The sequence below is a fragment of the Rhizobium sp. CB2179 genome (assembly GCF_057653455.1).
This window is the reverse complement of sequence record NZ_CM172781.1, coordinates 1,007,757-1,019,931: the sequence shown is the minus strand read 5'-3', so window position 1 is coordinate 1,019,931 and position 12,175 is coordinate 1,007,757. Positions and strand designations below refer to the sequence as shown.

12 protein-coding genes are annotated in these 12,175 nt (G+C 62.7%); 7 read left to right on the top strand and 5 right to left on the bottom strand.

Annotated features, from left to right (window positions below; translation table 11 throughout):
* The first annotated feature begins 149 nt into the window (after window positions 1–149).
* The 3 genes from AC244Q_RS05130 to AC244Q_RS05120 all read left to right on the top strand — a co-directional run bounded on the left by AC244Q_RS05130 (window position 150) and on the right by AC244Q_RS05120 (window position 3,694).
* Window positions 150–2,360, top strand: coding sequence for a transglycosylase domain-containing protein (locus AC244Q_RS05130; protein ID WP_113547093.1), 2,211 nt, complete (start codon window positions 150–152; stop codon window positions 2,358–2,360).
* A 205-nt stretch (window positions 2,361–2,565) separates the two neighbouring features.
* On the top strand, window positions 2,566–3,153 hold the full coding sequence (locus AC244Q_RS05125) for a DUF1214 domain-containing protein (RefSeq protein WP_012756668.1): 588 nt from the start codon (window positions 2,566–2,568) through the stop codon (window positions 3,151–3,153).
* Window positions 3,146–3,694: a DUF1254 domain-containing protein gene (locus tag AC244Q_RS05120; protein WP_012756667.1), complete on the top strand. Its 549-nt coding sequence runs from the start codon at window positions 3,146–3,148 to the stop codon at window positions 3,692–3,694. The genes AC244Q_RS05125 and AC244Q_RS05120 overlap by 8 nt, the downstream gene beginning before the upstream one ends.
* 13 nt (window positions 3,695–3,707) lie before the next feature.
* Here the strand turns inward: AC244Q_RS05120 and AC244Q_RS05115 are convergent, their stop codons facing one another.
* Window positions 3,708–3,875 carry a hypothetical protein gene (locus AC244Q_RS05115; protein ID WP_164902352.1) on the bottom strand — a complete coding sequence of 56 codons (168 nt, stop codon included), beginning with the start codon at window positions 3,873–3,875 and terminating at the stop codon, window positions 3,708–3,710.
* 540 nt (window positions 3,876–4,415) lie between these two features.
* On the opposite strand from AC244Q_RS05115, the gene AC244Q_RS05110 reads away from it, so the two are divergent.
* The gene (locus AC244Q_RS05110; RefSeq protein WP_113547109.1) at window positions 4,416–4,622 is read left to right on the top strand and encodes a hypothetical protein; all 207 of its coding nucleotides are present in this window, start codon (window positions 4,416–4,418) and stop codon (window positions 4,620–4,622) included.
* A 248-nt stretch (window positions 4,623–4,870) separates the two neighbouring features.
* Window positions 4,871–5,920 (top strand): DUF2336 domain-containing protein, encoded by a 1,050-nt coding sequence (locus AC244Q_RS05105; RefSeq protein WP_012756663.1) that lies wholly within the window; start codon window positions 4,871–4,873, stop codon window positions 5,918–5,920.
* A 125-nt stretch (window positions 5,921–6,045) separates the two neighbouring features.
* Here AC244Q_RS05105 and AC244Q_RS05100 read toward each other — a convergent pair whose 3' ends face one another.
* The gene (locus AC244Q_RS05100) at window positions 6,046–6,648 is read right to left on the bottom strand and encodes a TetR/AcrR family transcriptional regulator (protein ID WP_113547092.1); all 603 of its coding nucleotides are present in this window, start codon (window positions 6,646–6,648) and stop codon (window positions 6,046–6,048) included.
* A gap of 184 nt (window positions 6,649–6,832) precedes the next feature.
* On the opposite strand from AC244Q_RS05100, the gene AC244Q_RS05095 reads away from it, so the two are divergent.
* Window positions 6,833–7,840 carry an SDR family oxidoreductase gene (locus tag AC244Q_RS05095; protein WP_128407380.1) on the top strand — a complete coding sequence of 336 codons (1,008 nt, stop codon included), beginning with the start codon at window positions 6,833–6,835 and terminating at the stop codon, window positions 7,838–7,840.
* A 115-nt stretch (window positions 7,841–7,955) separates the two neighbouring features.
* Here the strand turns inward: AC244Q_RS05095 and AC244Q_RS05090 are convergent, their stop codons facing one another.
* The 3 genes from AC244Q_RS05090 to AC244Q_RS05080 all read right to left on the bottom strand — a co-directional run bounded on the left by AC244Q_RS05090 (window position 7,956) and on the right by AC244Q_RS05080 (window position 10,995).
* Complete coding sequence (locus tag AC244Q_RS05090) at window positions 7,956–8,303, bottom strand: DUF1491 family protein (protein WP_113547090.1); 348 nt, start codon at window positions 8,301–8,303, stop codon at window positions 7,956–7,958.
* Between the two features lie 133 nt (window positions 8,304–8,436).
* Window positions 8,437–9,885 (bottom strand): methyl-accepting chemotaxis protein, encoded by a 1,449-nt coding sequence (locus AC244Q_RS05085; RefSeq protein WP_113547089.1) that lies wholly within the window; start codon window positions 9,883–9,885, stop codon window positions 8,437–8,439.
* A gap of 135 nt (window positions 9,886–10,020) precedes the next feature.
* On the bottom strand, window positions 10,021–10,995 hold the full coding sequence (locus AC244Q_RS05080; protein WP_113547088.1) for an oxidoreductase: 975 nt from the start codon (window positions 10,993–10,995) through the stop codon (window positions 10,021–10,023).
* 56 nt (window positions 10,996–11,051) lie between these two features.
* On the opposite strand from AC244Q_RS05080, the gene AC244Q_RS05075 reads away from it, so the two are divergent.
* Window positions 11,052–12,089, top strand: coding sequence for an AraC family transcriptional regulator (locus AC244Q_RS05075; RefSeq protein ID WP_012756659.1), 1,038 nt, complete (start codon window positions 11,052–11,054; stop codon window positions 12,087–12,089).
* Window positions 12,090–12,175: the final 86 nt, after the last annotated feature.

Genomic DNA, 12,175 nt, shown 5'->3' with positions numbered 1-12,175 from the left:
TTGTTATCGGCCGCAAAATCAATCAATCCTTCAGTATACTCCTGGTACTCGGAGAATTCTCTCCTGGTATCGGAGAGATTTGCGGCCATATGCGGGCCTCGCGCTTTTGTCTGATATGACCGAAGCGAGATCAGGCGGGAATACAGGACGTGCAGGATCCGGACAACCCAGGAAATGGGCCAGGAAATGGGCCAGAAAACGGGCCAGAAAAAAGGCCCGGAAAAGCGGCGAGCGAGGCAGCGGAAAAGCGGCCGGCGAAGAGCCGTCACATTCTACTGCGCATCGATTCCTGGATCGATTCGACCGTCTGGAACGCCGGCTTCCGCGCTGCCGAGATCTGGGAAGACATTACCATTTTCTTCCGCCGCTTCCGCGTGCGCGGCTGGAAGCGCATGGTCTTCGAACTCGCCGGCGAAGGGCTGACGCTCGGGGCGGCCGGCTCGGTGCTGATGCTGCTGCTTGCCCAGCCCGCCTTCGAGGCAACCAAGGAAGACTGGCGCAACCGCGGCGATTTCGCCGTCACCTTCACTGACCGCTACGGCAACGTCATCGGCCATCGCGGCGTCATCCACCAGAATTCCGTACCGATCGACGAGCTGCCGGATTCGCTGATCAAATCGGTGATCGCCACCGAGGACCGGCGCTTCTTCGACCATTTCGGCATCGATTTCATCGGCCTCTTCCGCGCCATGAGCGAGAATGCGCGCGCGGGCGAAGTCGTCCAAGGCGGCTCGACACTGACGCAGCAGCTCGCCAAGAACCTGTTCCTGTCGAACGAACGCTCGATCGACCGCAAGGTCACCGAGGCGTTCCTGGCACTGTGGCTCGAGGCGAACCTTTCCAAGAAGGAAATCCTCTCCACCTATCTCGACCGCGCCTATATGGGCGGCGGTACTTTTGGCGCGGCGGCGGCGGCGCAGTTCTATTTCGGCAAGAACATCACCGATGTGAACCTTGCCGAATCCGCCATGCTTGCCGGCCTGTTCAAGGCGCCGGCGAAATACGCGCCGCATGTCAACCTGCCGGCGGCGCGTGCCCGCGCCAACGAAGTGCTGACCAATCTGGTGCAGAGCGGGTTGATGACCGAGGGCCAGGTGATCGCCGCCAGGCGCAATCCGGCCACCGTCGTCGACCGCAACGAGGTGGAATCGCCCGATTTCTTCCTCGATTGGGCTTTCGACGAGGTCCAGCGGCTTTCGTCGCGCTTCCACCAGCATTCGCTGATCGTGCGCACGACGATCGACATGGGCATCCAGCAGGCGGCGGAGGATTCGGTCGAGACGTCGCTGCGCGAATATGGCGAGGCCTATCACGCCAAGCAGGGCGCGATGGTGATGATCGAAAACGGTGGCGCCGTGCGCGCCATGGTCGGCGGCCGGGATTACGGGGAGAGCCAGTTCAACCGCGCCAGCAGGGCGCTGCGCCAGCCGGGCTCATCCTTCAAGGTCTACACTTATGCTGTGGCGATGGAGAGCGGCATGACGCCGCAGACGACGATCGTCGATGCGCCGATCTACTGGGGCAACTGGAGCCCGCACAATTACGCAAACCGCTATGCCGGCCGCATCACACTCGAGACCGCGATCGCCCAGTCGATCAACACCGTGCCGGTGCGGCTCGCCAAGGAAAAACTCGGTATTCAGCCGATCCGGGCGATGGCGAAGAACCTCGGCGTCGAAACGCCCATCCGCGACGACGTCACCATCCCGATCGGCACCTCCGAGGTGACGGTCCTCGACCAGGCGACGGCCTATGCCACCTTCCCGGCCGGCGGCTACCAGTCGCGCCGCCACGGCATCACCCAGATCCTCGATTACGACGGCGACGTGCTCTACGATTTCGACCGCGACGAGCCGGCGCCGAAACGCGTGCTCTCCGAACAGGCCGACGCCTATATGAACCAGATGTTGTCGCGTGTTCCCTATGTCGGCACGGCGCGCAAGGCAGCCCTCGACAACGGCATCCTGACGGCCGGCAAGACCGGCACGACCCAGGCCTATCGCGACGCCTGGTTCGTCGGCTTCACCGGCAATTACACCTGCGCCGTCTGGTTCGGCAATGACGACTACACCTCGACCAACGAGATGACCGGCGGCTCGCTGCCGGCGATGACCTTCAAGCGCGCCATGGACTACGCCCACCAGGGTGTGACGCTGCGCGCCATCCCCGGCGTCGAAAATCCCCTGCCCTCGGAAAAGGATCTCGCCAAGACCGCCGCCGCCAAGCCGCAGGACGGATTGCCGCAGCTCATCCGGCCGCGCATGCTCTCGGTTCAATCGACCGACATCCTCAAGAAGCTCGGCGAAAAGCTGAAGAATGCCGCCCCGCTCGCGCCAGCGAAGGTGGCGAGCGCGGAGTAGCAGGCTCCGCCTGGCGCACGATCCCGAAATCAGCCTCCGCCCGCCTCGATATATCGGCACGGATTGCCGTTGCCGCACTTGGCATGACGGCTTTGCCGCATGGACATAACCGTGGATCAATCGGCTCCCATGTCACGGCGCGGCATTCCACCCTGCCAGAATCAGTGGTAACCCTTTCATCCGATATGGTTTCCAAGGTCTTGACGTGTTTCGATTCCCCCTCTTTATCGCGATCACGCTGATCGTCGCCTTTGGCGGCGGGATCATGATTTCGCTTTATGCGCTGGACGCGACACAGGGTTTCGGGGCGATCAAGCTCGGCGCCTGGGAGGCCTTTCCAGCGCTGCAGACGGTCGAGGCCGATCCTTATGCCAAGTCGCACCGGGCACGCGCCGGCAAGCTGCTCTATGGCAGCGCCGAGGGCCTGACGTTTACGGCGAGCGTCGACGACGAGGGCGCGCGGCTGAATGCCGGCTGCCGCTACCGCATCAGCGGGCAGACGCCGCCTGCCCGGCTCTGGACCCTCTTTACCGCCGACAATGGCGGCAATCCGGCGGCGGTGACGACCGGGCATCCCTCAGCGCTGAATTCCTGGACGGTGCTGCGCCAGCAAGATAGCGGCTTCTCGATCGAGATCTCAGCCGTCGCACAGCCGGGCAACTGGCTGGCCTTGCCACAGGCCGGCACCTTCCGGCTGGTACTGACGCTGTTCGACACCCCGACCGCCGGCAGTTCCGGCGTGATCGACCTCGCTATGCCGAAGCTCACCAAGACCGGATGCGGCAATGCTTAGGATATTCTTCGCGGTCCTGACCGGTCTTTTCGGCGCAGCCCTGCTGCATCTCGTGATCATCCTGTCGCTGCCGCATTTCACCGGCAGGGATGCGGCGACCCGCGTGGAGGCAGAGGGCGACCTCAACAATTTCTACCTGCTTGGCAACCAGTATGACGAAGCCGGCCTTGCCAATGGCGACCCCTTCCTGCGCACCGCCGTCTGCTCCTTCGACGTCGAGGATGCGCCGGTGCATTTCACTGCCAAGGGCAATGTGCCCTTCTGGTCGATCGCGATCTACGACAGCGCCTCCAACGAGGTCTTCAGCATGAACGACAGGACATCGGTCGGCGGCGCGCTCGATGTGCTGGCCGGCAGTCCGATCCAGCTGACAGACCTGCGCAAGAACTTGCCGCAGGAGCTGCAACAGGCGATCCTGGTGGAAATGGCACGGCCTGACGGCTATGCCGTGCTGCGGACGCTGGCGCCGCAGGCGAGCTTCGATGAGGCTGCGCGCAACTTCCTGACGGAAGCCGGCTGCGAGCAATTCGCCGCTCGCTGAGGTTGAAGAGCGGTTACTTCTTGTTGACGCGTGGCGCGGGCGCCGTACGATGTTTCGGGCTCTCGGCCAACCGCTCGTAGCGGACGCCGGTGAACCAAAGAATCTTGGCTTCGCGGGGCTCTTTGTCCGGACGACGCGGCGCCCGCGGCTGCCGATCCGCCAATGCGACTACTATTGCCATTCTCGTCTCCATGCACTGCCCGAGACGGATGAACTTGCGATGGATTTCACCCTGCCCGCCAATGTGCGGGCCGGCGCGTCCTGCAGTACCGGGATGACCGGACCGAGGGCATTCGCGCCTTTCCCACGGCACCTGATTGAAATACCGTGATGCGGAGTTTCAACGATCCAAATACTCAAATCGCGTCGTTCCTATCCGAATTGAGACAGATGACAGTTAACAGTTTACTAATATTCGGCCGATGCCAAACACAGTTCACGTTACTTCCCCTTTAACGCTCGAAGAGTTGATTTGGTTTCACCCCGCCTGCGCAAACTGCCGGCTGGAGTTCAACGGATAAATTTAGAAACAATTCATATAGTTGACATCGGCGCTGCAATCCGCCGGCCGGGAAAAGCGCGATGTTGCAAAAATACATCACGAAAATATTTAATTGCGAGGCGCGCGGATGCGCGTATGTTCGCTCATGTCGATCACACGTTTCCGGGCTCCGATCGATCGGGATTTTCCACGTTCTTGCCGGAATGCGGAGGGCAAGCGGTGTCTTTGCTGGTAAATTCATCTTTCTCGCCTGACGATCTCGACGTGCTGCGCAGTGCGCTTGATGCCTGGTGCACAGAACGGCGCATCGACATCAAAAGCGTCGACGCGCAATTCGCGGCATCCGCAGCACTCGACCTTTATCAGGCAGGTTACGACAGCCGCGAAAAGCTGCTGCACGCGCTACGCGATCAAAGGGCCGCCTGAGTTTTTCCACCATCACGGCAGCGATACGCATCGTTGCAATACTCCTTTCAAACCGCGCATTTTTATATTGCCGGCCAACCATGTCGCGACACTTTTCGCGTGTATATTTCTGTAGCATTTTAATAAAATCTTCAGCATGCATTAACCGTACCGGTGTAGGATTTGTTCATAACCGTATGGCCTGACATGCGTTCCGCCAGCGCATATCGGCCCTTGGTCCCCTTGTTCTGCGTTTTCGGGGTGTTTTTGTGCGTGACCGGTTTCGAGACCTAGAAGGCCCCTTGGCCGTCAGGAAAAAGGACGTGGTGTTGATGGCGACTGTCAGCAGTTTCGAGAACCTGTCTCATCCGACAAGGTCCGAACTGCGCCAATTCGCCGAACTTTTCATGCCGCTGTTCCAGGCTTCCTCCGACGAGGCCAAGCGCCAGGCGGTCGCGGCGCTGTCCCAATGCCAGAACATGCCGGCCGCTGTAGCGCTGTTCATCGGCAACCAGCCGATCGAGATCGCGGCGCCTTTTCTTGCCGCCTCAAAGGCAGTCGCCGACGATACGCTGATCACCATCGCGCGCATGCAGGGTGCAGCACATGTCAAGGCGATCGTCAGCCGCGATTCACTCTCGCCGAAGGTCATCGATGCGCTGGTGGCGCTGCGCCAGAGCCAGCCGCGATCCGCGAGCGCATCGGCGCCAGTCATGGAATCGCCGGCGGTCCCGCTTTCACCAGCGCCGACCGAGACCAACGAGGCAGATGCGCTGGAGGAACAGCGGATTGCCAATGAAGAGGCGTTGCGCGAGCGCATCCTCGGGCTTGCCGGCCATCTCGGCCGTGCCGACGAGGACAGGCTCGGTCTGCGCACGCTCACCGACATTCAAGAGGCGCTGCTGGTGCGCTTCGCCCGTTCGCGTGAGGCGACGCATTTCGCAACCGCGCTTGCCGATGCGCTTTCCGCCAGCCGCTGGCTTGCCGAGCGCATCATGCTCGATCTTTCCGGCCAGCAGCTCGCCACGACGCTGACCAGCCTCGGCATGGGCTTTCTCGACGCCGTCTTCGTGCTCGAAAGGCTCTATCCGCACCTTGCCGAACAGCAGCATAACGTCACGCGCGGCTGGATGGTGCTCGATGCGCTCGACCCGGAAGAATGCCACGAACGCGTCGAAGCCTGGCGGCGCGCCGATCGCTACACTTATAAGCCGGAAGCGCCCGCCATGCCCGCGCCGGCGGCAACGCCCGACTATCGCTTCATCCGCCAGGCGCCGCCGCAGCGCGACATGCGCGTCATGGGACGGCGGTCTCGCTGAAGGCAAAATAGCCCGATCCGCCTAATGCACGTCGTGATCGTTCAGATTCGCTCCTCGCGCTTTAGGTCTTTGTTTTTACGCGTGTCGTTATCGCAAAATCGCTGCGCAGTTTTACTCGACATGCTTTAGAGCGGCCTGTCTGCTCCCTCCGCCTCGATGAGCAACTGGAAGACCGGTGCAAGCAGCTTCACCAGCGCTTCGGGTTCCGCATCGGCAAGTGCCGAGAGGCCCATCATCTGCCGCATCACCTGGAAACCTGCGACAATAGATAGAATGAGAGCGGCGCGCTGCGGCGCCAGATCGCCGCTGAGCGCACCCGTCATCACCTTTTGATGGCCAGCCTCGATCTGTTCACGGCCGATCTCGGCGGCGCGTTTGCTCGATGCCGAATGCAGCATGATGAGAAAGCCCTCCAGCGGAGTATCGCCCGCCTTGGTGATGTCGACAAGCGAGGCGGCGATGGCCTCGCCAAGTTTTGCGGAGGCAAGGTTTTCCGCCGTCAGGATAATCGGGGCCGCCATCGTCGCGGCAATCACCTCGGCAAACAGCTTCTCCTTCGAGCCGAAATAGCGATTGACGAGCATGGCGGTGACGCCGGCGCCAGCTGCGATGTCGCGTACGCCGGCGCCGTCATAACCCGATTGCGCGAATGCGCGCCTCGCGGAGGCCAGGATCGCCTCGCGTGTCGCCGCCGCATTACGCGGACGCGCGTTGGTGGTGCGTGTCATTCCTCTTGTTCCATCCATTATCTACATCTGTAGACTCTTGCTTCTCCCTGAAGTATACGAGTGTAAACAATTGATGGCAACGACGGGCCGAAGGCCTGTGCAGCACAGCACGAACGAGACTGTCGCGAGGGCAAGAACGCAGATCCCGGCGCATGATACCTTGATGTGTTAACGAGGAGACGGCATGGCTGAGACAGTGCTTGTAACCGGCGGCTCCGGATTCGTGGCCGGCTGGTGCATCGTCGAACTGCTGAAGCGCGGTTATCTCGTGCGCACGACGATACGCGACCTTTCCCGGGAAGCAGGTCTTCGCTCGGCTATCGCCGTAGTAGCCGGGAACACCGACAACCTCTCATTCGTCGTCGCCGATCTGCTTGCCGACGCAGGCTGGGAGATAGCGATGCAAGGCTGCGATTATGTCCTCCATGTCGCATCACCGCTCGGCGGCGGAGAGCCCGGCGACAAGCATGCATTCCTCGAACCCGCCCGCGCCGGAACTCTGCGCGTGTTGCGAGCGGCCATTGCGGCAGATGTGAAACGCGTCGTCATGACGTCGGCTGCGGCCGCCGCCCGCCCGCCGCTCAGCACCTACCGGATCAGCGACGAGACGATCTGGGCCAATCCCGACGATCCGCAGTTCGATGCCTATCGCGTGTCGAAGATCCTCGCAGAACGCGCGGCCTGGGATTTCATGGAAGGGCGCGGAAAAACCAGCCGGCTGACGACGGTGCTGCCGGGCGCCGTCTTCGGCCCGGTCCTTTTCAAGGAGACGCCCGGCTCCGCCGGGATCATCCAGGACTTGCTGCAGGGCCGCCCGCGCGCGATGCCGCGGCTTGGCTTCTGGGTGGTCGACGTGCGCGATCTGGCGGAACTGCACATAAAGGCGATGATCTCGCCGGGGGCAGCCGGCGAACGCTTCATCGCCGCCGGCGAATTCATGTGGATGGAAGATATTGCCAGGGCGCTGCGGGTGGGCCTCGGTTCGAGCGGGCTCAAGACGCCGACACGGCGCCTGCCGACCATATTAGTGAGGCTCCTGCTGCCCTTCCTGCCGAAGCTGAAAAGCCTGGCGCCGCTGATCGGACGCAAGTTCCGACTCACCTCAGAGAAGGCGCAGCGATTGCTCGGCTTTACGCCCCGACCCGGCGCCGTGACCGTCGTCGACTGCGCCGAAAGCCTTCTGAAGGCATGACCGCTCCATTCAACAGGGTCGCCGCGACCAACATCTGCTGCGCGACGCGGACAGGCTCTGGGATCTCAGCGAGCGGCTGTTGAAATGGCGCTGACCTGACGGCTGCCTCCGGCCGTCATCCGCTGTCCCTGATAAGTGGGATCATATCCCCCAGTTCATCCGCCTCCAGCTCTACGATCCAGAGATCGGGATCGAATTTGCGTTCGCGCTCCAGCATCGTGCGCACCGCTTCCGGTTCGCCGCGCGACAGGCGGATCTCGAACAGGCGGTCGCCGGCCTGGCCTTCGTCGAAGGCGGTCTGCGGCGCCGGCGCGTAGAGCGTTTCCAGGCCGTCGCGGAAGTGCTGGCGGATGAAGATCGCACCCGCCTCCTCCGCGCCCTTCTTCTCGACGGCGGCGAAATCGCCGCTGGCAAAGACGCGGCGCAAGAGGGCGGAAACGAAGATGTCGGCGCGTAATCTCATCGGCGCGGTATAGACCGGCGCGCCGGTGGCGGCAATGCGGGGTCGGTCAGAGTTTGACCCCTGGGGAGTCAGAGTTTGACCCCTGGGGAGTCAGAGTTTGACCCCTGGGGAGTCAGAGTTTGACCCCTGGGGGTCAGACCTTGACTGCCAGACGCACGCCTCCCCAATGCCGTCCACGGACGGTGATCGGAGCGGAGATATCCTTCATCATCACGAAATTGCCGCCGCCCATGTCGCGCCTGTAGGTCTGGACGAGGAAGGGCGCGGTGCTGCGGCCGGCGGCAAGGCCGACGCGATCGGCGAAGATGCGGCGGTTGCGGCAATTGGCGGTGTTCCAGACGGTGTCGCCGGGCCGCTGGGCTTGCGAGAACTTCCGGTTGTGAGTCGGCAGATAGCCGTTCTCGTCGATCGCCGCGCAGAAGGCGATGCGCTCGTCCAAGGTTGTGACGGGTTCCTGGATCGGCGGCAGCAGGCGGTCGGTGAGTTCGGTGAAGGCTGCCATCACCTGTGCCGGATCGGAGCCCGCTATCGGCCGATAGCGTCGGTCGAAGAGAGCATCGAGCCCGATCTGCCCTTCAGCGACGGCACGTTCGAAGGCGCCGGAAATCTGTCTTGCCACCGACTGCGCTTCCTCGATCCAACGGCTGTCGGCAGTCTTGACGCCGGCGCTCGCCGTCAGCTGGATCAGGGTTTCCGAGAGGCCGACGACGCTGTCGACGCGCTTTGCCGCCTGCTGTAGCCTGACATTCGAGCCGGCGACCTCGGCTGACATCTCGCCGAGTTTCTCGACGAAGCCGGCGCATTGCTGGTCGACCGCCTCGGTGGTGTTGGCCATGACAGTCGAACTGTCGAGGATGCGGGTGATCACATGTTCCATGCTTTCGAAGGCGCCGCGCATCGCCTCCGACTTGTCACGCACGCCGGCCGCACTGTCGCGCGCATCGCTGCCGACAGCCGACAGCCGGTCGATCTTGACACGCAGTTCGTCCAGCGTCTGCTGGATGGAACCAGTCGCCTTCGAGGTCTGCAGCGAAAGGGCTCGGACCTCGGTGGCGACGACCGCAAAACCCTTGCCCGCATCGCCGGCGCGCGCCGCCTCGATCGCGGCATTCAGCGCCAGCAGGTTGGTCTGGCGGGCGATGATGCTGATCTCCTCGGCAATATTGTCGACATCGGCAAGCGACTTGGAGAAGCCGGCAATCTCAGTGCCGATCTCGTTGGAGGACTGGACCATATGGCCGATCTCGGCGACGGAGCCGGTCAGGCGGTCGGCCGATTCTTTCAGCATGTGGCGGGCCTCGGCCGCCGTGCGGTCGGTCTCGCGCAGCGACACGGCGACCGAGCGGTTGGTCTCGGCAATCGACAGCGCGGTGCGGGTGACATGATCGAAGGCCGAGGCATGCCGGGCCGACATTCCCGCCATGTCCTGGATGGCGCCGGCGATATCGACGAGGTCGATGCCAAGGGTGGAGGCTTCTTCGGCAAGACGCAGCAGGATGTGGCGCAGCGCCTCGGGATCTGGCCCCACCGCTTCGACCACAGGTTCTGCGGCCAGATCGTCTATCGCCTTCAGCGCATGCATGACCGACGCTCCCCCGCCCCAATCAGAAAAGCTTCAGGCAACATGGTTAACAAGTTGCAAACAGTGGCAGCACCTTAGACTTAGGTTGTAGGGAAATCGAACTCCGTGACTGTGGGCCGGCCGTGCGGCGCCCCATCAGCTGGCGATGAAGCCCGTCAGCCGCTCGCTCAACTGCCAGAGGCGTTCGGCGAGCTCCGGATCGGTTGCCCAAGGACGGACGCCGAGCATCTCGGTCGAATCGCCGGGGACGGCGGTGGCGATATCGCAGTTCTCGCAATAGACGCCGCCGAGCCCCTCTAGCTTCTCGCTGACGGCGCACCAGACGGTGGTCGCCGCCCCCTGCTGAATCGTCTTCTTGTTGTTTTGCGGATCGATGACCGGCTTGCCATCCTCGTCGACATAGCCGCTCGTCTTGAGGAAGTCGCTCGACTGGTGGCGGACCAGATCGGTGGTGACTATACCGCCGGGATGCAGCGAGAAGGCTCTGACACCGTGCTTCGCACCCAAAGCGTCCAGTGAGATCGCAAAGAGAGCATTTGCCGTCTTCGACTGGCCGTAAGCGAGATAGGGCGCGTATTCGCGGTTCTCGAAATTCGGATCATCGAAATCGACGCCGGAGAAGACGTGACCGCGCGAGGAGACGGCGACGACGCGCGCGCCCTCGGCCTTCACCAGTGCCGGCCAGAGGCGAGCCGTAAGCTGAAAATGGCCGAGATGATTGGTGGAGAACTGCGATTCGTAACCGCGGGCGTCACGCGTCAGCGGGTTCGCCATGACGGCAGCATTGTTGATGAGCAGATGCAGGGGCTCGCCGCTTTCGAGGAAGCGGTCGGCGAAGTCGTCGATCGAGCCGGGGTCCATCAGGTCGAGCTTTTCCAGCGCAAGGCCGGGAATGCTTTCCACGGCTGCCTTGGCTTTTTCGAGATTGCGGGCGGGGACGACAACCCTGGCGCCAGCTTCGGCGAGCACACGAGCCGTCTCGAGACCAAGACCCGAATAACCGCCGGTGACGATCGCGACCTTGCCTGAAAGATCGTGTCCGGCAATGACGTCGGTGGCGGTCGAGGCCGCACCGAAGCCGGAACCGATGGGAGCCTGTGGAGTGGACATGACATGCCTCCGTTGTGTGTGATGGCCTTATGTACGCCCGGGAAATGGGATTCTGAATGCTTGCAAATCCGAATTTCCTGCTTCATCGTTCAAAAATGATCAGTGACCCACTCTCCGAAATGCTCAATCTACTCGATGCGCGCTGCCTTGTGTCGGGTGGGCTGATCGCCGGCGGCGCCTGGGCGCTGCGCTTCCCCCGACCGAACCGAATCAAGATCAGCGCGGTCGCCAAAGGGCGCTGCTGGCTTTGCCTCGACAATGGCAGTGAACCCATTCTGCTCGAAGCAGGCGACGTTGCGCTTCTGAACGGCCGGCATTCGTTCGTCCTGGCGAGCGACCTTGCCGTTACGCCCACTGACGCGGTCGGCGCCTTCAAGGAGAAGGTCGACGGCCTGGCACGCCACGGCGTTGGCGAGGATTTCCATTATCTCGGCGGCCACATCGCGCTCGGACCGCAGGGCATGGAGCTGCTGTCCGACGTACTGCCGCCGATCATTCATGTGCGTGCCGCCCTTGCCGAAGCCGGCGTGCTGCGCTGGCTACTCGACCAGTTGGTCCGGGAGATGGCGGCAAAGCGGCCAGGCGCCCTGCTCGCCTCGACCCAGCTTGCGCAGTTGATGTTCGTGCAGGTGCTGAGGGCGCACATCATGAGCTCGGCGCCACTGACGGTCGGGTGGCTCCGCGCCTTCGGCGACGATCGCATTGCGCCGGCGCTGCGGCTGATGCATGGCGATCCCGGCCGGTCCTGGCAGCTTGGCGAACTGGCAAAGGCGGCCGGCATGTCGCGCACGAGCTTTGCCCTGCGGTTCAAGACCGTGGCGGGGGTGGCGCCGCTCACCTATCTCACCGGCTGGCGCATGCGCCTTGCCGAACGCGAGCTGCGGGAGGGCAGCATGCCGGTTTCGGCGCTGGCGCTTTCGCTCGGCTACACATCCGAAAGCGCCTTCAGCAACGCTTTCAAGCGGATGACGGGTATGGCGCCCAGGCGCTATCGCGTGGCGATGGCCCGCGAGGCCGGGCCGATCGAAGAGGTGGTGGATGTCGAGGGCCAGGCGATGACGACACATTACCGGCTGTTGAAGGCGGCATCCTAGTGGTTAGAGCATTTCCGTTTTGCTCCAAGTCGCGAAAATGCTCTAACATTTTGGTTGCGCAATTCCGGACGCAAAACCGCTGCGCA

Bases quoted from the DNA above. Each gene is read 5' to 3' on its own strand.
- AC244Q_RS05090 (WP_113547090.1), bottom strand. From the start codon at position 8,303: ATGAGATTACGCGCCGACATCTTCGTTTCCGCCCTCTTGCGCCGCGTC.
- AC244Q_RS05080 (WP_113547088.1), bottom strand. From the start codon at position 10,995: ATGTCCACTCCACAGGCTCCCATCGGTTCCGGCTTCGGTGCGGCCTCG.
- AC244Q_RS05085 (WP_113547089.1), bottom strand. From the start codon at position 9,885: ATGCATGCGCTGAAGGCGATAGACGATCTGGCCGCAGAACCTGTGGTC.
- AC244Q_RS05075 (WP_012756659.1), top strand. From the start codon at position 11,052: ATGCTTGCAAATCCGAATTTCCTGCTTCATCGTTCAAAAATGATCAGT.
- AC244Q_RS05120 (WP_012756667.1), top strand. From the start codon at position 3,146: ATGCTTAGGATATTCTTCGCGGTCCTGACCGGTCTTTTCGGCGCAGCC.
- AC244Q_RS05115 (WP_164902352.1), bottom strand. From the start codon at position 3,875: ATGGCAATAGTAGTCGCATTGGCGGATCGGCAGCCGCGGGCGCCGCGT.
- AC244Q_RS05100 (WP_113547092.1), bottom strand. From the start codon at position 6,648: ATGACACGCACCACCAACGCGCGTCCGCGTAATGCGGCGGCGACACGC.
- AC244Q_RS05095 (WP_128407380.1), top strand. From the start codon at position 6,833: ATGGCTGAGACAGTGCTTGTAACCGGCGGCTCCGGATTCGTGGCCGGC.